Source organism: Octadecabacter arcticus 238 (genome assembly GCF_000155735.2).
In the GTDB taxonomy this organism is placed as follows: Bacteria; Pseudomonadota; Alphaproteobacteria; order Rhodobacterales; family Rhodobacteraceae; genus Octadecabacter; species Octadecabacter arcticus.
Map to the genome: position 1 here is coordinate 2,472,251 of NC_020908.1, position 21,167 is coordinate 2,493,417.

General features: G+C 53.5%; 19 protein-coding genes and 1 pseudogene. 13 read left to right on the forward strand and 7 right to left on the reverse strand.

The features are described 5' to 3' along the window. Nucleotides 1–15 precede the first annotated feature (15 nt). Nucleotides 16–1,263 (reverse strand): IS256-like element ISOan6 family transposase, encoded by a 1,248-nt coding sequence (locus tag OA238_RS12840; protein ID WP_015493820.1) that lies wholly within the window; start codon nt 1,261–1,263, stop codon nt 16–18. Nucleotides 1,264–1,513: 250 nt separating this feature from the next. On the opposite strand from OA238_RS12840, the gene OA238_RS12845 reads away from it, so the two are divergent. Both OA238_RS12845 and OA238_RS12850 read left to right on the forward strand, forming a co-directional pair. Then, nucleotides 1,514–2,590: a primase-helicase family protein gene (locus tag OA238_RS12845; protein WP_044036773.1), complete on the forward strand. Its 1,077-nt coding sequence runs from the start codon at nt 1,514–1,516 to the stop codon at nt 2,588–2,590. A 444-nt stretch (nt 2,591–3,034) separates the two neighbouring features. Further along, the gene (locus tag OA238_RS12850) at nt 3,035–3,670 is read left to right on the forward strand and encodes a recombinase family protein (RefSeq protein WP_015495508.1); all 636 of its coding nucleotides are present in this window, start codon (nt 3,035–3,037) and stop codon (nt 3,668–3,670) included. A 93-nt stretch (nt 3,671–3,763) separates the two neighbouring features. On the opposite strand, the gene OA238_RS12855 is transcribed toward OA238_RS12850, so the two are convergent. After that, on the reverse strand, nt 3,764–4,399 hold the full coding sequence (locus OA238_RS12855; RefSeq protein ID WP_144055898.1) for a hypothetical protein: 636 nt from the start codon (nt 4,397–4,399) through the stop codon (nt 3,764–3,766). Between OA238_RS12855 and OA238_RS33800 the strand changes: the two genes are divergently transcribed. Further along, complete coding sequence (locus OA238_RS33800; RefSeq protein WP_245581538.1) at nt 4,379–4,513, forward strand: heavy metal-binding domain-containing protein; 135 nt, start codon at nt 4,379–4,381, stop codon at nt 4,511–4,513. The genes OA238_RS12855 and OA238_RS33800 overlap by 21 nt on opposite strands. Nucleotides 4,514–4,913: 400 nt before the next feature. Here the strand turns inward: OA238_RS33800 and OA238_RS12860 are convergent, their stop codons facing one another. Together OA238_RS12860 and tnpA are read right to left on the reverse strand one after the other, a co-directional pair. After that, a complete protein-coding gene (locus tag OA238_RS12860) occupies nt 4,914–5,354 on the reverse strand; it encodes a BLUF domain-containing protein (RefSeq protein ID WP_015495510.1) in 441 nt (146 codons plus the stop codon). A gap of 1,427 nt (nt 5,355–6,781) precedes the next feature. Then, nucleotides 6,782–7,201, reverse strand: coding sequence for an IS200/IS605 family transposase (gene tnpA / locus OA238_RS12865; protein ID WP_015494130.1), 420 nt, complete (start codon nt 7,199–7,201; stop codon nt 6,782–6,784). Between the two features lie 461 nt (nt 7,202–7,662). On the opposite strand from tnpA, the gene OA238_RS12870 reads away from it, so the two are divergent. Together OA238_RS12870 and OA238_RS12875 are read left to right on the forward strand one after the other, a co-directional pair. Continuing rightward, nucleotides 7,663–8,577, forward strand: coding sequence for a tyrosine-type recombinase/integrase (locus tag OA238_RS12870; RefSeq protein WP_015494881.1), 915 nt, complete (start codon nt 7,663–7,665; stop codon nt 8,575–8,577). 6 nt (nt 8,578–8,583) lie between these two features. Continuing rightward, nucleotides 8,584–9,792, forward strand: a pseudogene (locus OA238_RS12875) (IS91 family transposase). Between the two features lie 422 nt (nt 9,793–10,214). Here the strand turns inward: OA238_RS12875 and OA238_RS32800 are convergent. The 3 genes from OA238_RS32800 to OA238_RS12895 form a co-directional block, all read right to left on the reverse strand. Then, nucleotides 10,215–11,276 carry an IS3 family transposase gene (locus OA238_RS32800; protein ID WP_015495512.1) on the reverse strand — a complete coding sequence of 354 codons (1,062 nt, stop codon included), beginning with the start codon at nt 11,274–11,276 and terminating at the stop codon, nt 10,215–10,217. Then, nucleotides 11,273–11,617 (reverse strand): hypothetical protein, encoded by a 345-nt coding sequence (locus OA238_RS12890; protein WP_015495513.1) that lies wholly within the window; start codon nt 11,615–11,617, stop codon nt 11,273–11,275. Before OA238_RS12890 ends, OA238_RS32800 begins: the two co-directional genes overlap by 4 nt. Before the next feature lie 73 nt (nt 11,618–11,690). After that, nucleotides 11,691–13,183, reverse strand: a protein-coding gene (locus OA238_RS12895; RefSeq protein WP_085982760.1) for an IS3 family transposase whose coding sequence is annotated in 2 segments (ribosomal slippage) — nt 11,691–12,733 and nt 12,733–13,183 — 1,494 coding nt in all. Because the reading frame shifts where the segments join, the coding sequence is not laid out codon by codon here. Between the two features lie 613 nt (nt 13,184–13,796). Between OA238_RS12895 and ehuR the strand changes: the two genes are divergently transcribed. The 8 genes from ehuR to eutC all read left to right on the forward strand — a co-directional run bounded on the left by ehuR (nt 13,797) and on the right by eutC (nt 21,154). After that, nucleotides 13,797–15,200: a MocR-like ectoine utilization transcription factor EhuR gene (gene ehuR / locus OA238_RS12905; RefSeq protein ID WP_044036774.1), complete on the forward strand. Its 1,404-nt coding sequence runs from the start codon at nt 13,797–13,799 to the stop codon at nt 15,198–15,200. 84 nt (nt 15,201–15,284) lie between these two features. Next, nucleotides 15,285–16,070, forward strand: a complete 786-nt coding sequence (gene ehuA, locus OA238_RS12910; RefSeq protein WP_015495516.1) for an ectoine/hydroxyectoine ABC transporter ATP-binding protein EhuA — start codon at nt 15,285–15,287, stop codon at nt 16,068–16,070. A 71-nt stretch (nt 16,071–16,141) separates the two neighbouring features. Further along, entirely contained in the window at nt 16,142–16,981 is an 840-nt protein-coding gene (ehuB, locus tag OA238_RS12915; RefSeq protein ID WP_044036775.1) for an ectoine/hydroxyectoine ABC transporter substrate-binding protein EhuB, read from the forward strand. A 46-nt stretch (nt 16,982–17,027) separates the two neighbouring features. Beyond that, the gene (gene ehuC / locus OA238_RS12920; protein WP_015495518.1) at nt 17,028–17,699 is read left to right on the forward strand and encodes an ectoine/hydroxyectoine ABC transporter permease subunit EhuC; all 672 of its coding nucleotides are present in this window, start codon (nt 17,028–17,030) and stop codon (nt 17,697–17,699) included. 3 nt (nt 17,700–17,702) lie between these two features. Continuing rightward, the gene (gene ehuD, locus OA238_RS12925) at nt 17,703–18,362 is read left to right on the forward strand and encodes an ectoine/hydroxyectoine ABC transporter permease subunit EhuD (RefSeq protein ID WP_015495519.1); all 660 of its coding nucleotides are present in this window, start codon (nt 17,703–17,705) and stop codon (nt 18,360–18,362) included. A gap of 15 nt (nt 18,363–18,377) precedes the next feature. Further along, on the forward strand, nt 18,378–19,169 hold the full coding sequence (eutA, locus tag OA238_RS12930; protein ID WP_015495520.1) for an ectoine utilization protein EutA: 792 nt from the start codon (nt 18,378–18,380) through the stop codon (nt 19,167–19,169). Beyond that, entirely contained in the window at nt 19,166–20,161 is a 996-nt protein-coding gene (gene eutB / locus OA238_RS12935; RefSeq protein ID WP_015495521.1) for a hydroxyectoine utilization dehydratase EutB, read from the forward strand. Before eutA ends, eutB begins: the two co-directional genes overlap by 4 nt. Continuing rightward, nucleotides 20,162–21,154, forward strand: coding sequence for an ectoine utilization protein EutC (gene eutC, locus OA238_RS12940; RefSeq protein ID WP_015495522.1), 993 nt, complete (start codon nt 20,162–20,164; stop codon nt 21,152–21,154). Nucleotides 21,155–21,167: the final 13 nt, after the last annotated feature.

Sequence of the window (21,167 nt, forward strand, 5' to 3'; positions counted from 1 at the left end):
TTTGAGTATTGTTGGTCATGCGGTGATCTGGTCGGGGTTTGTGGTTTCGATTCCGTCTTTGAACGTGACGCCTGTGATGACTTTTGCGAGGTAGTCAAAGCCGCGTAGCTTCCTCCAATTTTGCTCAGCACATTGCCCCAGTTTGAACATCATGTGCAGCATGCCATCGCGTGACAGGCAGCCCTTTGAACGCTTGGTACGATGCCGGATCGTCGCGAAGGCCGATTCAATTGGATTGCTAGTGCGGATGCTTTGCCAATGCTGCGCCGGGAAGTCGAAGAATGCCATGAGTTCCTCACGATCTTTTTGCAGGCATAGTGTGGCCTTGGGGTATTTGGGTTCGTAGGTTTTGATGAACAGATCGAACGCCTTTTCTGCATCGACTTTGGTCTCGGCCTGCCAGATGTCGTGCAGCGCGGCCTTGGCTTTTGGCTGAGACAGCTTGGGTAAACAATTGAGCACGTTCATCGTTTTGTGTTGCCAACAGCGTTGATGGCGGGTCTCAGGATAGACTTCGTCCATGGCCGCCCAAAACCCCATGGCACCGTCCCCGATGGTCAGTTTGGGCGCATTCATGCCTCGGCTTTTGAGGTTAAGCAGAACCTCGCGCCAGCTCTGCGTGGACTCGCGCACCCCATCCTCAATTGCCAGAAATCGCTTCTTGCCACGGGCAGTTACCCCAATAATAACAAGGGCACAGAGCTTGTCATCCTCGCCCCGAAGGCCGCTGTGAACGCCGTCGGCCCAGATATAGACGATGGGCTCGTCATCTAACTCAGCGCCTTTCCAAGCCTCGTATTCATTGGCCCAATCGCGTTTTAAACGCGAAACCGTATTAGCCGACAAGCCAACGGCATCTGGGCCCAGAAGAACCTTGAGGGCGGGAGCCATCTCGCCGCTGGAGATCCCTTTGAGGTAAAGCCATGGCAAGGCCGCTTCCAGCGTCTTCGTGCGGCGCACATAGGGCGGCACCAGGGCAGACCGGAATGTCACCGGTGTGCCGTCCTTGGACCGAACCTTTGGAATGCGCACGCTCACAGGGCCAATGCCCGTTTGAAACGGGCGGGCCGGATGATGTCCATTACGCACGACTGCCGCGTGACCGGCATCGGTGCGTAAGCCGGTAAATTGCGCCAAATAACTGACAAGCTCAGCCTCAACTGCTGTCGCGATCAATTGTTGTGCTCCCGTTTTCAGCAACTCCGTCAACGCGTCCGTCATCTCGTCTCGACGCGCAAAATCAACAATGTTAGTAGTTCCCATGGTGGTGTATCTCCTTTGGTTGGGCTGCTGTCTTCCAACAACAATTCAACCAGATACGCCGCCAACCTTCAAACCATTCAAACACCAGATTCAGTCATAGCTCAACACCAAGGCGTTATCACGTAAACAGATCGAGCATATTATAGGATGCACGTTCAACTTTCAGCGTTATGCCTATTACCCGGGCTTTCCACGGTTTCTGACTGTAGATGGTGCAACAACGTTCAATACTTGGCAGCCCCAACCTCGGTTGACGATCACTAATGATGACTTTGAAAAATGGTCTGAGTCGAAGACAAAAGCTTTTGAAGTGGCAAGAGAGGCTTTCGATACAGAAGCTGCGATCACATCCTTCACCCACGGCACAACTCCAATGATCTGGGAAGTAATGCTTCGGATGTTGTTCGGGAATGATAATTCACCTGAAGCAAACCCAGATTGGTCAAACGAACATGACGTGTTCACAAAATGGTTCGCCTGTGTCGTTCATAAGCCGCTCGTCAGGACACGTTGGGTGCCTGTCTTGCGTGGTGCGCACGGTATCGGCAAAGGTACGTTCCAGCACATGGCGAGGGCTTTGATAGGCTCTGGTGGTGTCAGTGTTGTTCAGGGTATTGAAGGCGTTGCGGGTCAGTTTGGTGGCGAAAATGCTCTAGCGCGTTTGCTTATTGTTGACGAGGTTTGGTCCAAGTCAGACAAGCTAATGGAGGCGTTCAAGCCTATTGTATCCGATGACTTTATTGGTGTGGAGCGAAAGGGGGAAATGCGGTTCACAACCAGATCAGTTGCGGACACTCTTGTGTTTTCCAATCATGGGAAGCCGTTCAAATCAGCAGCAACAGAACGCCGCTGGTGGGTCGCAGGCTATCGCAATCTCGATCAAGGACCAGATGTATCAAAAGAGATAGGTCAGGCGTTCCATGCGGAATGTGCAAAATTGGTTCGCAAGGCAATGCCATTGGGATCGGCTGGCGATCAAAGCCAAATCCGTGATCTGTTGTGTTGGCTAAAACTGGTTGCAATGCAGGTTCCAAGCAACTTCTGTTCAACAGCACCGCCATCGTCTGGCTTTGATGATCTGATCGATCTTGCGATTGAAGACGCACATGATGGGTTGGTCAGTTGGCTTGATAAGATGGACACCAAGGATGCGTTGTCCTTATCAGATGTTGTGGTCAAGACAGGTGTGGCCCAATCTCAGCTAGTGGATTTGCTGGGTGAAAGGGGTTTTCGTAGCTGTCAGATGAAAAGCGAAGGTGGGCGAAAAGTCTGGACAAAAGCTCTTGTCGGAGTGGGACCAAACCGCTTGCTTGAATATGGGGTATAATTTCCTTCGGGGCTGCTTGCATATGCTGGTGGCTTTACCCCAATTGGTACAACCCCGTACAAGGCTGGCATGACCCACCGTACAACCCTGACATGCTCCTAAAGCCTTTGTTTTCATGGCTCATATGGATTGGTACAACCCGTACAACCCTACGACTATTCTATTATAACCTGCCATCCTCAAGGATTATTCCGAAGTGGTGTCGGGATGCCTTCAGCGTTCAGTTGCCTTGCCATGGCAGTCATACACATATTTCCATCGGGACTCATTCTATCAAAGACGAACTTCAAGTTGCGCTTTGGCTTAAGCTAATGGGTGTACTCAAGGGTATGCCTCAGCGGTCACATTCAAATAGTTACGAAAGGGTGTCCGTAGGGGTATCGAAACATCAACGGACATCATATCTTATGGACAACATCCTAACGGACACCTTGAGAGGCTATTATGACCCAGACCATTCTTTACGCCCGCGTATCTACAGCAGAGCAAACAATCAGTCATCAGAAGACACAGGCTGAGGCAGCAGGTTACAAGATTGATCAGGTCGTATCTGATGATGGTGTATCAGGTTTTACAACAAAACTTGCAGACAGACCTGAAGGTAGGAGGCTCTTTGATTTACTTAGGTCAGGTGACACACTTCTGGTGCGTTGGGTAGATCGACTTGGACGCAACTATCAGGATGTCACAGACACGATACGGCTCTTGATGCGCAAGGGTGTAATCATCCGCACTGTAATCAACAACATGACATTTGATGGTGCGACAACAGACCCTATGCAAGAGGCTGTAAGAGACGCGCTAATTGCCTTCATGGCAGCTACCGCCCAAGCACAAGCGGAAGCAACTAAAGAAGCTCAGAGGGCTGGTATATCTGCTGCCAAACGGGATGAGCGAAAGTATCTCGGAAGAAAACCCAGCTACAGTCAGGGAACCTTATCACTCGTTACTGATTTGTTGTCCCAAGGCTCAGGCACATCTGAGGTTGCAAGGTCAGCAGGTCTCTCACGTCAGGCTGTACTGCGGATCAAAGCAGACCCAGCAGCGGCTCAGGAGGTATTGTCTAGGTGGTCGAATTAAGTTCAAGCTATGATTGACCCTCAGCATACATGACCATTTTCGCCAAGGCCAAAGCAAGAGGGGCCTTCAACCCAGTGTTTTGAACCGCTACATTCAGCTTGGTCGCAAATCCCCATAAATATTGAATAGCGGATAGTGGTCTTGGCTGTAGAGGGGATCGTAGCTCATTAAGATGTAGATGCTCCGGAAGCTGTCCCGATGCTCAAACTCGTTGCTGCTCAACCATTTGGATACATCCCCGGGAAGGAGCCAAGGCTCTCCAGTATAGATTAGCAGGCACTCAAATTCTCTTCCCTTAGTCTGGTATCTGCGCTGTTTCTTGTCGATCAGAGAATTGATTTTACTCACAAATCGACGTTCATCCCATTTTGTTACTTCGAATTGGTGGACGTCATTGCGAGCTGTTCGTCCGGTTTTCTTCGCCATAGCTATTGCTTGGCTGTCTACCATCTCGACAAGTTCGATTTGCACCGTTCTGCCGTCAATTTCTGCAATGCAGTCGGGTGGATCGTGCGGATTTCCAGCGATATTTTCCAACTTTACTCCGAATACAAAGCCGAATGCCTTGGCGAACTCTGTCGCTACACTTAGCTCAACAATTTCAGTGACACCGGTCGTATTGGCTGTTGCAAATTCTCCAACGTGACCACGGGAATTGGTGAGGTTGATCCAGTATCTAAGGCCTTCGTCGCTGCTTTTTACCATAATGTGTTGCTCTTTTATGCTCACCTAGTTGGGGCCAATGCTATTGTAGGAGTCGACTTGGATTATGTAGAACTGAGCGGCGCAGGCAATATAGTGATGTTGGTAGCGTGTGGAACTTCTGTAATTATTGAGGACTAATAAGCCTTCACATCTAAAGCCGTGGGACCCTAGAGATCACAGCCAAACGATTTGCCTGACGTAGGTATACCCCTCGCGCTACAACATAAGGAAAAGGTTCTGGTCCTGCTAATTCAGCACTTTGGGCGAGAGCAGTCACTCTCTTCGCTTTGCCTAGAGGTCCGGTAACCGGGGTAAATTCGCCGATAGGCATTCCCACTCCAAGTCTGCTCACAGTCCCTAACTGCCATTGGTGCAGAACGAGTCTAAGGTCTGATACCAGTCCTCGTTAGATTTAGCATTAAGATAGCAGGATCACTCTGGTGAAACGATGAGTTCAAATTCTCATTGGCTACACCAATGGTTATTGGATATGCAGTTTAAACCAAATGTTATCTGAGAACCCATCGTTTTGCTTCTTCTAGATCAACCGTATTTTTACAAAATCTAAATATACACTTTTGGCAAGTTCTAATGCCAAATCTTTGGTGTTCGCAAGGCTGGTCTCATCACCCTTTAGGTCGTCCAAAGACATAAATGTGTCTTTTGTGTATCGACCGATTTCGTGTGGTCCAACATGCCCCATCACCCAGTCTGAAAATACTCTTCTTTCGGAAAGGCCGTACCAGTAGAGTGACGAGCGGCAATGACGATGATCATTCAAGATTCGCTTATAATAGCAATCTTCAACTGCAGACTGCTCTCCTTCCAGCACCTGAAAAAAGGTCCTGTCTTCATACATTAGAATACCAGTAATCTCGTCTCTGCTGTTGTTTCGCCGAGAAGCTCCCAAGATGTCAGACAGCGTGGCTTCCTGTAAAGGCAATCGTGAAAAACTTGTGTAAGCGAGCTGATAAAGCATAAATCATATCCTTGATATATTGCAGAATTGCCAACATAGGCGAAGCAACTTGGTTCTTTAACACTCGGTGAGAAAAATTCCGGATGCGACCGTAACCAATGATAGACTGCCGAAGTACCAGCCTTTGCTGCTCCAACGACGAAGAAATGTGGCTAGAAGCTAGCATGCGATTTCATTGTGTTCGGAGCGTCGCACATCGGCACATCTTTTCAATCACTGAACGGTACAGGTGCGTTAACCTTATGGATTACGCCCGCATACTTTCGGATAGCTAATTCGTCGTTTCAGGACTGTCGTGAGACAAGATGCAATCCCAAGCAGTCATTCGTAGAGCAAAATCCATAGGCGGCTTTGCCCGCAGACCGACGTTCCAGCCGACATTGTCGCGCTACACGACACAATGCTGCAAGATGCACGAATGTCAGCAATGACGCGCCGTACTGCAGCATCCAAGACTACCGTTGGACGACAGCAATGGGCCGTAAGCAGACTCTTTTAGCAGCGTATGATAAGGCCAAGGTTGCAACACGACTGGCAACCAATGTTACCACCAATGTTACTACCCCAGATATTAGCCCCGTAGAAGCGCGTAAGTCTCATTTGCTGACGTTGATCTAGAAAATACCCTATACGCACTGTATGACACCCACAGGGCCTCTCAGGGCCATTCAGGATTGATGTATCGGGTGTAAGTGAGTCCATGCGGTAATTCAGAGGTATCTGAGAGCCACAGAGAGCGTCTCTGAGTGATGTTAAGGACTTTCAATTGCCTCATCAGCAAACAACACTGAGAGGAGCTTAAAGCGGCTCCTAGGGCTACTTCCAACTTACATGGCTGATGGCTTGCTGTAGTACGTCCAAGGCTAAGCCGTCTGAGTAACGACCAAAGGTGCCCCTAAATTTGTAGACGCTATACTTGATAATTTTAGACCCAAGGAGAGACGGATATAAATAGGGGAATTGCGTTGGCAGCCACATGGGGGCCCTCAGATCATAATCAAACGAAGCGGCTCAGAGCAGGTATCCACCTCGCGCTACAACATAAAAATCAGATTTGGGTGTGCGACATGAAGCAGGAAGAAGTCTCACATGATGTACTGTTTGGCTACCATTTGGCTACTAATGCCCCTACCCTCTTAAAAAACACATTATATACAAATACTTATAATACTATAAAGTGGATTGAAAATCCTCGTGTCGATGGTTCGATTCCGCCCCTGGGCACCATTTAGATAAGTAAATCAATAGCTTAAACATCACACACTTTATAGTTCCTGCGTTGCACACTCATCGCACAGTTTTTTGTGTGTTGGTGCGTGATTTTGTGGGCAGATTTACTGTGTTGAACACAGTGTTTTGAAACGCTGTGTGAACACAGTAAACCCAACACAGTGTTTGCAACACAGTAAACCCAACACACTGAACGACTACCGGCTGACGCCGGTAGGTTCCCTTTTTGAATGTAATTCAAGATACTGAAGTATGACAGCGTCAGTGACATTGCCGCTGGTTGTTGAGAAAAATCCGCGAGCCCAAAACCGCTGGCCCCAGTACCGTTTGCGCAGTTCGGGAAACTCGCGCTGTATCTTATAAGACGAGCGTCCCTTGATCCGCATCATCACCTTTGACAATGCTATCTGAGGCGGGACCGATATGAACATGTGGACGTGATCGGTCGACAATACGCCCTTCTCAATATGCACGCCAAGTTCTTGGCATGTTTGGATAATGATTTCACGGATACGCTCACGCATCTCACCGCGCATAACTTTGTATCGGTATTTTGTTGTCCAGACGACGTGAAACCGGTGATAAAATTTGGTATGGCTTCCTGTGGAATAGATCATAATCTTCCCTCTCATTTTTAAGACCCTTACCGCTTCGCGGGGTCTTAAAAATGAGAGGGAAGATTATAGTACATTACGCTAAAGCGGACCGGCTGGAAGCCGGTGGCTTTAATCCCGTTTGTGGAAAGTAAATGAACTTACTCTTAGAACACACCAACTCGACACAGTTTTCGACCACAGTGTTTTAGGTTGTTGTCAAAAACAATGTGTTACTGGTCAGTGGCGTTGCGCACGTAAACCCAGCTTTGGCACTGACTGTATTTGTTTCTTGCTGCCGACTTCAGGCTGGCGCTTGGCATGTGGGCAGTGCTTGGTGCTTACGGCCCACGCACTAAATCGCTCCGCGATAGGGGCGCTTGCTGCGGGTGTAGGGCTTAACAGGGATTTGTTGCGCGATTCTAGATTTTGGGTGTGTGCTGTTGGTCGAGGTGATTTTGCCTCGATTGACAGAGGATATTCCGATGAACATTCAACAATCGACACCAACGACGCCCCTTCGTGCGCGCATGATTTCCGATATGTCAGGGCGCAATCTCGGCCCTGCATCACAGAGTAGTCACCTGCGCGCCTGTAAGCGTTTTGCGGCTTGGTTAGGGCGCTCGCCAGAGACGGCCACGCCAGACGATGTGAAGTATTTCCAACAACACCTGATCGAGAGCGGCGTCAGCATCTGCACCCGAAACCAAACGATGACAGGGGTCAAGTTTCTGCTCCGCGTGACCCTTCGACGGCATGATCTTGTGGCCGAGATCTTCCATTTGAAGGAACCGGTGAAAGTGCCACTGGTGCTGAGCAAAAAGGAGATTAAACGCATTCTGGCTATGGCTCCGAGCCTGAAGGCGCGCGTGATGTTGTCGCTGGCTTATGGCTGCGGGATGCGTGCGGGCGAGGTCGTGCGGCTCAAAGTTGGTGATATCGATAGCGATCAGGAGATCATCCGCATCGTGCAATCGAAGGGGCGCAAGGATCGCATCGTCATGCTGCCTGTCGATATTTTGAGCCTGCTGCGCGACTGGTGGAAAGAACGGCCGACCGGTCAGGACAAGGATGTTCCTGCACCCGAGCGGGTCCTCTTTCCCGGCTATCGCGGCAAACACCTCTCAGCGCGACAGATATCGCGGCTATTTAAAGAGACCGCGCGGGAAGCCGGGATCACCAAACCGGTCACGCTGCACACGTTGAGGCACAGTTTTGCAACCCATCTGTTGGAGCGCGGCGTCGATATCCGGGTGATCCAAGCCTTGCTCGGGCATTCCAAACTGACAACTACTGCGCGCTATGCCAGCGTTGCCACGGGCATGATTGCGGCAGTGGACAGTCCGCTGGATGATCTGAATGGAGCCAAGCGGAAGAAGGGCAAGCCTAAGCCTTCATAGGCCACCATGCCCAGTCGATCACTGGAGGTCGCGGATATCTTCCGTGACCATGGTGCTGCTTGGCGTGCCGCAAACGCAGGACACATCAGCCTGAACCAGTTCAAAGTCATGAGTGCGATTGAGCGCTGTCGAACCGCGGCGCTTGGCGGTCATGTCGCGCGCTGCGCCGACTGCGCGCATGAGCATATCGCCTACAACTCATGCCGCAACCGTCACTGCCCAAAATGCCAGGCGGGTGCAGCGAAGATATGGCTTGCGGCACGTGAGGCTGAACTGCTGCCTGTGCGGTATTTCCATCTGGTCTTCACCTTGCCAAAGCAGATTGCTGACATCGCATATCAGAACAAACGCGAGATCTATAATCTTCTGATGCGGGCAAGCGCGGACACTGTGGTCAGAATCGCCGCTGATCCTAAACATCTGGGGGCAAAGGTTGGCATAACGTCGGTCCTTCACACTTGGGGCTCGGCGATGACCCACCACCCCCATGTCCATATGATCGTGCCGGGGGGAGGGCTTTCGACAGATGGTTCAAAATGGATCGCCTGCCGCAAGAACTTCTTCCTGTCTGTCCACGTTCTATCCCGCTTGTATCGGCGGCTCATTCTGGAAGGGCTGGCCAAGCTGCATAAGGCCGGGAAACTGCAATTCTTCGGCGATCTCACAAACCTTGCAGATCGAAATGTCTTTGACACTTTCCTGCAACCGCTGCGTAAAATCGAATGGGTGGTCTACGCCAAAGAACCCTTCACCGGGCCAAAAGCGGTGCTGGCATAACTATCGCGCTACACACATCGGATTGCCATTTCAAACAGCCGGTTGATCCGTTTCGATGCGCAAAACGTCACCTTCCGCGCCAAGGACTATCGCCTCAAAGGTGCGGGCCGCCACACGACCATGTCCTTATCCACAAATGAGTTCATTCGCCGGTTCCTGATCCACGTGCTGCCCAGAGGCCAGCACCGCATCCGACATTATGGGTTCTATGGGAATAGCAACCGCACGGCCAATATCGCGCGGATCCGGCAACTGCTGGGGGCCAAAACCCCTCACAAGGAGCACGATAAAGGCAACACCATCAACGATGCAGATGAACCTCCTCGTGTTCTTGCTCTGCCTTGCCCATGTTGTGGCGGGCAGTTGATAATCGTCGACACAATCGCACCAGCCCAACATCCCAGAGCGCCGCCAAAAACACAAAGGGCTGCTGCATGACGCGCGCACCGCACATCACGAACGACACCCTCGGCCGCTCGCTATATCTCCTGCGAACCAATCGGCATGCTTTGATCAAGCGATCAGCGTGGCAAAACATGGTGACGCCGACAAAATACCGTGAGTTTCAACCAACAGCAGGCAAAACCGGCGCTGCGCTTAACTCAATGCGCCCCGCCAAACTGGCCTGTCAGCTCCGGGCGAAAACACACGCATTGCGCAAATCCCCATAGCAACAATCGATCCACCCAGACCAACCCCGCGATTTCCCGCTTGAGCGCTTCTCCGACGCCAGGCAATGTTCCGCGTCACCCAAACCTCGCGCGTGGCGTCCGAGAAACCTACACCATTGCTGCCGTTCGACCCGCGTTCATGATGCTGCGGTGCGGCCCGGTGTTTGTCAAAGGTGTTGTCCGCCGATTTCATGCAGCGTCTCTGATTTCAGAGGCGCTGATTTCGTTTTCTGGGTTCAGCCAGACGGGTCCTGCTGGTTGCCAGTTTCGGGTTTTTCCTGACCAGCGTTGCGGGTTTTGCGCGCGAGCAGTGGCATAGAGATTGGCACGATTTGTGAGCGTTGCACGATCATGACCTGCGTGGCGCGCATTCGGCGTGACGAAGCGGATGGCGCTGTGCAGGTGTTCACTATTGTACCAACCAGCGAAGGTTTGGACCCAGGTTTGAGCATCCGCCTTGGTGGCAAAGCCCTTGGTCGGCCAGTCCGGGCGGTATTTGCAGGTTCGGAACAACGCCTCTGAGAAAGGGTTGTCGTTGCTTACGCGAGGGCGACTGTAGGAGGCCGTGATCCCTAGTTTTTCCATCGTCACCTTCATCGTGGCGCCCTTCATAGGACTGCCGTTGTCAGCGTGCAGAACCAAGGGGCGCATCTGACAGCCCTCCGCTAGCACTGCTTGCCGGATCAGAATGGCAGCCAGATCCGCACTTTCACGCTCATGGACCTCCCAGCACACGATCTTCCGGCTGAAGATGTCCACGATCAGATACAGATAGAAGAACATGCCTGCGACAGGTCCCGGCATCCAGGTAATGTCCCAGGTCCAGACCTCACAGGGCGCACTGGCCTGATAGCTTGTGGGCTTCTTACGCTTGACTGGGGACTTGGCTCGACCCCGGTGATGCTGCAATCCATTGGCGCGCAAAATGCGGTAGAAACTCGATTCCGAGGCCAGATATCGACCCTGATCGGCTAGCTTTGGCACAATCTGACTTGGGGGAAGGCTAGAGAACTCCTTTGAATTACAGACATCTAGAACAGCCGCGCGTTCTGCCGTACTCAACGCGTTTGCTGGTTCCGCACGCGGCACGAGGGGGCGCTTATCAGGGCGAACCTCGCCGTCTTTTGTCCAGCGCCGCAGAGTGCGTTCGCTGATTTCCAACTCGGAACAGGCTTTGGCGCGCCGCGCTCCTGCGGTGACGGCCTCATTGATCAGAGCAACTGCGGTTTGGCGATCTGGGGTGCTGATCATGCGTCCTCTCCGTCCCCCCAGATCGCTGAGGCCTTTTTTCGCAGAACAAGCAGTGCTGCAGTTTCGGCCAGTGCGCGATCCTTGCGAGCAAGCTCACGTTCCAAATCTTTCATCCGTTTCTTGTCTTCCTTGGTCGCACGCACAAGACGTGCTGCACTCGTGCGGTCCCAGTCGTTGGCCTGCTCGCAAGCAACTCGCCACATGGCAATCTGCGCCGGGTAAAGGCCGCGTTTGCGGCAGTATTCGGCTAGGTCAGCCTCGTTCAGCGCAGCAGTTTCCAACACCGCCGCAAACTTGTCACGTGAAGACCAGCCCTCAGGGCTCGCATCAGCGTCAGGCAAAAGCTGCCCCTTGTTGCGCGCCTGAGCACGCCACGGAACGTGTCAACGACTTTGAGACAGTGGCTTTTGGACTTTAGGCTTGGGTTTCTTCGGTTGGTTTTGGTGGGTTGATCCAGACGGCGGTCGGGATTTGAGGCGGTTTTGGTGGTTTGTGTACGAAGCGTTCGGGCGTGGCGAGGAATGCCGCGTCTAGTGTTGCTTGTCGCGCGGTGTAGATTTCTTGGGCCTGCCCAAAATGGATTTGGTCGGGCGTCATCAGACCAATCCCGGCGTGATGATGGTCTTGGTTATACCATGCAAAGAACCTGCGGCAGAATGCGCGAGCCTGCTCGATGGTTTCAAAGTTCTTGGGGAACTCTGGCTGATATTTCAGTGTTTTGAAGTGGGCTTCGGAGAACGGGTTGTCGTTTGAGGTGTGGGGCCGACTGTGGGACTTGAGCACACCAAGATCAACCAGCATCAGGGCTGTCGTCTTTGCCTTCATGGGCCCACCGCGATCTGCATGCAATGTCAGCTGATCGCGTGGGACCTCGTGTTTTTCCATCGCGTCGATGAACAGCTCTTTGAACTGGCTGGCGCTCTCCGCGTGCTCGACGCGCCAGCCAACAACGCGGCGGCTGAAGATGTCGAGGATGACATAGAGATAGAAGTAGGACCATTTCACCGGGCCCCTCAGCTTGGTGATGTCCCAAGACCAGACCTGATTGGGGGCTTCAGCTAGAAGTTCAGGCTTTTGATAGACGGGATGTGTGCGCTGTCGGCGGCGTTCGCCAACTTCGCCCTGCGCGGCCAATATCCGATACATCGTGCGGATTGAACACAGATAGGTGCCTTCATCCAGCAAGGTGGCAAAGACCTCTGTGGGCGTCTGATCCGCAAAGCGGGGTTCGCGCAGGTGGTGCAATACCTGGTCTCTTTCCCTTTCCGGCAGAGCCCGCGAAGACGCTGCGCGCGGTGGGCGTGTGCGTGGTGGTGCCGTCAGCGCCGCACGCTGTCGAAGAACGCTCGCGTGCGATAATGATAGCGCGGCGCAGACAGCCGAGGTCAAGCCGCTGCCGGTGGGCAATGCAATCGCGACGGCCATCATGATTTGCCGCTGCGCTCTTGCGTCTGCTCCATCTCGTCCAGAAGTCCCGCCACTTTTTTTTGGATGGCAATGATGGCTTCCGCCTGATCCAGACGGCGCCGCAAGGCTGTCACCTCACGGTTGGCCTTGGCCAGCTCAGCTTGCAATGGATTGGCAGGTGCCTTTTGTGGGCCACGGCGCATTGGCTGCAATGCACCCAATGTGCCGGCCGCCCGCGCACGGCGCCAATCGGTCAGTGCAGAGGAATAAAGCCCCTCCCGCCGTAGAATGGCGGAAACCCCGCCAGTGTCTGCCACTTGGTCCGTCTCATCCAGAATGCGCAGTTTGTATTTGGCTGTGAAGTTGCGTCGCTTCGGGATGCTCGTCAGTTCCGCTGTGGGAGCCAACGGCGCATTAACAACGCGGGGAGGCGACGTCGGGGCCAAAACGGCTCCAGATCCAGCATCTGGCGAAAGTGGTGATTGTGAAGGCATAACCATGGGTTCGTTCTCCTACGCCCTCAAGTGTAAACTTTAGCCAGTCAATTGTCTCACGCTTATTGGCACGGAGGGCAAAGCCCAAATCGAAAAAGCCAGTGCTTTTTAATACACCAAAGACTGATTAGTTGAGCTAGAGCCCACCTCTGAGCGCCCTGACAAACAGAAACTTTCCTGTGTTGGTGGCGCACAGCGTTTGTGCTGGGGCTACTGTGCTCGACCAAGGTCCGCCCGCGCACAGTGTAGCGATCAGCGTGTGTTGGCGATGTACGCGCGGACTTGAGCCATTATGCTGCGAAAAGTGCCGTGACAAAGTACAGCAAAATTCCGTTGACCGTCAGACTGAGAGGCATAGCTAAAAAGGTTTCAGCTGTAATATGTCGCAAAGCGGTCATTGGTGCAGAACGCAGCAAACGTTAACCAGGTGCCCAACTGACAGATGCTGCGGCACGTACATTTTGGCAGTAAGGGCGGTTAGCGGACTTTCGCCTCGATCTGCACAGATGACCGCTAAGCGCGACTTAGCGTTTGTTCAGCACCCTGTCATGCTTAGCTTTAATGCTCGACGCTCGCAGATGGTCTTGCCCAGCAGGACGCCCAGGTTCATTAATAAATCATGACAATTTGGCCTCCCCAGAAACACGACTTGAAACGTCCAGTTTACTTGTCGCTTGCCTCCACGGTGTTACGTGCGATGCGGGCTGGTGAGTTGACGGGTGGAGATCGGCTGCCCACGCACCGAGACTTGGCATTCCAGCTTGAGATCAGCGTGCAGACCGTCAGCCGCGCATATGATGAACTAATCCGGGTTGGCGCGATTTCAGGTCAGGTCGGACGAGGGACATTTGTGACTGGCGAACTTGCCGAAGGCACATCTCCGCATTTCTACCTGCCCGAGGAAGAACGCAGAAGTCTGATCGATTTATCGATTTTAAAGCCTGTGGGTGATCAAATTCACGTGGACCACATGCGAAATGCCTTGCGGGCCCTAACCGAAAACCTGCCCGCCGAGGTGGTGCATTCATTTCGCCCTGCTAACACAGCTCACGCCTATGACACCACGGCGCGAAAGTGGCTTAAATACTGTGGTGTGGATTTAGACGCGCAATCGGCGTTGATCACCAATGGAAACACCGCCGCGATGACTGTTGCATTGATGACAGTGGCTAATCCAGGTGATCTCGTGGTCACCGAAGAAATTGGCCACCATACCCTTAATCCGCTTGCCCGCTATCTGGGCCTGCGCCTGACAGGATTGAGGACGGACAGCGATGGCATTTTACCGCAGGCGTTTCAGGCAGCCTGCTCGAACCAGACAGTAAAAGCACTTTATCTGATGCCAACAGGTCTGGGTCCACATCTGACCACTATGTCAACCGCGCGCCGTATAGAGTTGGTTGAGATCGCGCGGGAGCATGATGTGTTCATCATTGAAAGCGATGCTTGGGGACCGTTACAATCTGTCCGGCCAGCTCCTTTTGCGATGCTCGCGCCCGAACGCACGCTTTATTTTACCTCCTTGACCAAATGTCTGATGCCAGGGTTACGGGTCGGGTATTTGGTTGTGCCGGACGCTCTGTCAGCCGCTGCGCGCAACAGGCATTTGGTGACCAACTGGATGGCCACATCGATGATGGTTGAAATAGCTTCGCGGTGGATTGATGATGGCACAGCGCTGACCCTAGTTAATTGGCAGATTAAGGCAGCATTCAAGCGAAACGAGATTGCCGCTGCCTGCTTGCAAGGCCTGCCCTTTCTAAAAAACCCCACGGGACTGCATGTGTGGTTACCATTATCCGAACGTGATGAGACCAAATTTATCGAAGCGGCGCGTCAACTTGGAGTAGCTGTGGCACCGGGCGCATCGTTTTGTATCAGCGACACTCCGCATGAATCGGCCGTCAGAATTTGCCTTGGTGGAGTGTCGGAAATTGAACTCTCAAACGGGTTAGCTGCGATCCGCAAATTGTTCCTAAAACAAGATGAACCTGTCCTTACAAGAGATGTAGTATCCATCTAAAATTGTCATGATTTAATTTTTTAATTGATGTGATATTCGATTGTCGCGCAACTGTCCCTGCGCAGCATTGAAACGGGGGACTCTGTGGATACACCAATCATCAACATTGACAACGTCTCAAAATCATTCGGCGCGCTAGAGGTTCTCAAAGACCTTAGCTTCAGCGTGGCCTCGGGGGAAAAGCTGGCCCTAATCAGCCCGTCGGGGTCCGTAAAAACCACGATCCTACGCATTTTGATGACCTTGGAGACGATCAACAGCGGCATGATCCACATCGATGGAGAGCCGCTGTGGCATATGGCACGAAACGGCGAAATTGTCGCTGCGGATGAAGCCCATCTGCATAAGATGCGTGCAAAGATTGGCATGGTATTTCAGCTGTTCAACCTGTTCCCCCATAAAACAGTGCTAGAAAACGTCGCCTTGGCACCGATCCTGACCAAAGGGCTTTCTAAGCCTGAGGCCAGCATCAAAGCGATGGAACTGCTTGAAATGGTCGGGATGTCTGACAAGGCGGAGCAGAAACCCGCGCAATTGTCGGGTGGTCAAAAACAGCGGGTCGCCATTGCTCGTGCGCTGGCCCTGCAACCAAAGATCATGCTGTTTGACGAAGTCACCTCGGCGCTTGACCCAGAACTGGTCGAAGAAGTTCTGAATGTCATGCGCAAGCTTGCCGAAGAGACCGACATGACCATGGTGCTGGTAACCCATGAGATGAGTTTCGCCCGCGATTTTGCGGATCGAGTGCTGTTTTTTGATGGCGGCAGAATTGTCGAGTCTGGTCCGCCCGAGCAGATTTTTTCTGACCCGAAAGAGGAGCGCACCCAAGCGTTCCTGCGCAAGGTCATCGCAGCAGGTCACCGTGTGTGACCCTATCAACCAACCGGGCCACTAAGGCATCGGCATAGCAACAGAGAATGGAGTACCTGACAATGAGATCAATGAAACAAATGAATGTAGCACTTGCTCTTGGGCTCGGCGTGGCTGGGGTTTCGGCGATGCCAGGAATTGCGGCCGAACTTGAAGAACTGCAAGAACAAGGTTTTGCCCGTATCGCCATCGCGAACGAGCCGCCCTGGACAATGGTCACGACCGGCGGAGAGGTATCCGGTGCTGCGCCTGATCTGGCGCGCGCCGTTTTGAATAGAATGGGTGTAGAAGAAGTTGTTGCATCGGTGTCAGAATACGGGGCGATGATCCCAGGCGTTCAGGCGCGCCGCTTTGACATGGTTGCGGCGGGCTTGTTCATCAAACCAGAGCGCTGCGAAGCTGTCCTATTTTCAGAACCTGACCTTTGCGATGCCGAAAGCTTTATGATCCTCGCAGGCAACCCAATGGGGCTACAGTCCTTCGCAGATGTTGCATCAAGTGGTGCACGGATCGGCGTTGTCGGTGGTGGTGGTACTGAGGAAAAATTGGCGATTGAGGCCGGTGTTGATCGCGCTAACATTGTTGTTGTTCCTGATCCGCAGTCGGGTGACAATTTGCTACAAGACGGACGCATTGACGTCTACGCGTTGCCAGTTCTGTCCATCAGTGACCTGCTTCAAAAGGCCGATGATCCCAGTCTTGCGATGTTCGCTCCCGTAGAAAACACGCCAATCTTCTGTGCCGGTGTAGCTTTCCGCAAACAAGACGGTGCCCTGCGCGACGCTTATGACGTGGCCCTGGCTGAGATGAAGGCCAGCGGTGTATTCGCAGCAATCATCGAGCCATACGGCTATTCGGCAGATGCAGCGATGCAGCAGACTCGCGAGAACCTCTGCGGTGGTGAAAACTAAATTTTGAAATTTGGGCGGCGACAAGTGCGCCGCCCATGAACAATGAATGGGGCGGATTTTGGAAGAGTGGCAGGGATATATTGGCCTGATTTTGCAAGGAGCGGTGGTGACAATCGAGATCACCATTCTGGGCTGTATCGTGGCCCTGATCGCTGCGTTTATCGCGGGTTTGGGGCGCATCTCGCGCTTCTGGCCGCTGCGCTGGTTGGCCACGGCCTACATAGAATTTTTTCGTGGCACGTCGATCTTTGTCCAGCTGTTTTGGGCTTATTTCGTTCTGCCACTCTTGGGGGTCCCACTCAGCCCCTTGCAGGCTGGTGTTTTAGCCCTTGGCCTGAATGTCGGGGCCTATGGGGCGGAGGTCGTGCGCGGCGCGATCAAATCTATTCCGCGCGAACAATATGAGGCCTGTACCGCACTGAATCTGACCCGCTTTCAGGAAATGCGCCATGTAATCTTGCCACAGGCCTTCGTGCGAATGCTGCCGACTTTTGGCAACAACGCGATTGAGCTGTTGAAAGGCACTGCTGTTGTGTCGCTGATATCACTGTCGGACATGACTTTCCAAGCGCAGATTGTGCGAGCACAGACTGGGTCCACAGCCATTCCTTTCTTGACTATCCTGTTGCTCTACTTCCTGTTTTCTTCAACAATTTCTACTGCAATTAAACGGCTTGAGCGGCGTCTGTCGCGCGGGCTGGATGGGACGAGGACCTAAGCCATGGAATGGGATTGGGACTTTTGCATTCAGATATTGCCGCAACTGTGGGAAGGTGTAAAAGTCACCATTCAAGCCACCATTCTAGGCACGATGATCGCTATGACGTTGGGCTTGGGACTGGCCATTGCACGGCGTTCGACCAATGGGTGGATCTCGCGGCCTGTTGGGTTTTTCGCAGAATTAATACGCGGAACGCCGTTGTTAGTGCAGCTGTATTTTCTGTTCTACATCCTGCCGGACTTGGGCCTTTTGTTGTCGCCTTTGACGGCGGGCGTTGTCGGACTGGGTCTGCATTATTCGACCTATACCGCCGAGGTGTATCGTACCGGTATTGACGCAATCCCCAGTGGGCAATGGGAAGCCTCTAAAGCCACAAACCTGACGGCCCGTCAGACTTGGGTTCACATTATTATCCCGCAGGCCATTCCGCCAATGATCCCGGCGCTGGCAAATTATTTTGTTGCGATGTTCAAGGAAACGCCCTTGCTGGCCGCGATCACGGTGCTGGAACTGATGAATCAAGCGCGCTCAGTTGCTAATTATCACTATAAATATGTGGAACCAATGACCATGGTCGGGTTGTTTTTCTTAGCGGTCAGTGTCCCCTCGGTCATCTTGCTACGCAAACTTGAAGCGCGCTATGCGCCCACTGACAGATAAGACAAGGATGTCGTGATGATTAATAGCGTTACAATTTCCAGCGAACAGGTCGTGCTGGAGGCACGTTCAGACCGCAAGAAGATCGGGCTGATCGCGCTTGCAACAGATTTAACGACTGAGCGCGACTTTGCCCGGATCATACCGATGGAGCGTGCGGGTGTTTACGGCACGCGGATCGCATTTGCCAATCCAACCACACCCGACAATCTGCGCAAAATGGCCCCAAAGATAACTGCGGCGGCCGAATTGATCCTGCCGGGAGAGACGCTGGATGCGGTGTGTTACAGCTGCACGGCAGCGTCCGTCGTGATTGGCGACGCTGAGATTACTGCATCCATTCACGCTGCACGTCCGGGCGTACCTGTGGTCACGCCAAGCGGTGCGGCGCTCGGCGCGTTTTCTGCCCTCAACGTGCAGCATATTTCGGTTCTGACCCCCTATCTTATTGAGACCAGCCTGCCGATGGCCGATTATTTCAAACTACACGGACTTAAAATCGAAAAGTTCCGCTGCTTGGGACTGGAAGACGATCGCGATATGGCACGGGTTGACCCAGATATGATCCTGCGGGCCGCTTTAGAGACTGAGACGGCCCAGACGCAGGCGTTCTTTTTATCCTGCACTGGTTTGCAGGCGGTGGATGTTATTGCGGAACTTGAACGCCAGACGGGCAAACCGGTGGTGACGTCCAATCAAGCCAGCGCGTGGGCGCTGATGAACCATACGGGATTGGTGCAGACGTCGAATAAATGGGGTCAGCTTTTTCAACATGCTTTGCCAGACCACAAACAGGGAGTCAGTGCATGAGCAGTGATAGATCGATTGGCCTAGAGGACATTGTAGCCGCACAGGGCCGCATTGCGGGAACTGTCCATAGAACCCGCACAGAGCTGTCTGCGCATTTAAGCGACAAAACGGGTGTTCCGGTGCATCTAAAACTTGAGCATCACCAGCGCACTGGCAGTTTTAAATTGCGCGGGGCGACGAATGCGGTTCTGCAACTGAGCGACGCGCAACGGGCACGGGGCGTTGTGGGTGTCTCGACCGGCAATCATGGGCGTGGCTTGGCCTATGCGGCGCGCCAAAACGGGGTGCGGTGCATCATCTGCATGTCCGAACTAGTGCCGCAAAACAAAATTGACGGGATCAAGGCGCAAGGGGCTGAGGTGCGCATCGTTGGGCGCAGCCAAGACGACGCGCAGGTCGAGGTGGACCGCTTGGTCGCCGAAGGCATGACGATGATCCCGCCTTTCGATCACCCCGATATCATTGCGGGCCAAGGCACCATCGGGCTGGAATTGGTCGACGATCTGCCCGACTTGACGACCGTGATGATACAACTGTCGGGCGGCGGTCTGATTTCGGGCGTCGCGGCCGCGCTTAAGGCGCGCATTCCCGGCATCCGAGTGATTGGCGTGTCCATGGAACGTGGCGCGGCCATGTACCAATGCCAACAAGCGGGCCAGCCGATGATCGTGCCGGAACTTGCCACTCTGGCGGATTCCTTGGGCGGCGGCATCGGATCGGACAACGCCTATACCTTTGGCATGACCCGCGATTTGGTGGATGAGATCGTGCTAGTTTCCGAGGCGGAGATCGCAGCCGCCGTCCGCCACGCCTATTGGTGTGAAAACCAGATCATCGAAGGGTCAGGCTCAGTGGGGATTGCTGCTCTCCTGTCGGGAAAAGTCAAACCTAACGGCCCAGCGGCACTGCTGCTGAGCGGTGGAAACATTGACATGGTTCTGCACCACCGGATCATCGGCGGTGAAGATGTAGACGTCACGGGGGAGCACTAAGTGCCCGATATCAAAATACTGACTGAGGCTGAGTTGCGCGCTCTGGTGCCGCTGGACATGGCTGCGGTGAATTGCATTGCGCAGGGCTTTGTCGCGCTTGCTGGCGGGCACGTCGTAATGCCGCCGATCATGACACTGATCGTCCCCGATCATAACGGCGAGGTCTGCGTTAAGACCGCCTATGTGCCAGGTCTTGACAGCTTCGCTGTGAAAATGAGCCCCGGATTTTTCGACAATCCCACGCTTGGCCTGCCCAGCACGTCAGGACTCTTGGTGCTGTTTTCCAGCAGAACCGGCATGTTAGAGGCCCTGCTGCTGGATAACGGATATCTCACAGATGTGCGCACAGCGGCGGCGGGTGCTATCGCTGCACAACACTTGGCGCGGCCTGATGCGAAAAAGGTCTGCATCATCGGCGCAGGCGTGCAGGCGAGGTTGCAATTGAAGGCGCTGACGCTGGTTCGATCGATCACGACTGCGACGATCTGGGCGCGGGATACTGATAAGGCCGCCGCGACCGCTGCCGCCGTGGGTGATGAACTGGGCATCGACGTGTCAGCCTGCGCCGACCTGGAAAGTGCGGTAAGGTACGCAGATATCATCGTCACAACCACCCCGTCGGACAGACCGCTGGTGATGGGCGACTGGCTGCAACCAGGCCAGCACATCACAGCCATGGGGTCGGATCAGGACCACAAAGTAGAACTTGATCCGAGCTGTCTGGCCAAGGCCAAACTCTATGTCCCCGACAGCCAAGCCCAATGCGCGATCAAAGGCGAATTGCGCAGTGCCATCGCGGCGGGCGTAATCAGCGCCAATCTGTCGTTTCCGGAACTGGGCGATGTCGCTGCTGGCAATGTGCCAGGTCGCCAATCGGACGCAGATATCACCATCGCCGACCTGACCGGCACTGGGGTGCAGGACACCGCCATCGCAAACCTCGCCCACCAGCGTGCAGACGCCGCTGGGACGGGTGCCATTTTCACCAGCTAGCCCAAGCGGAGCC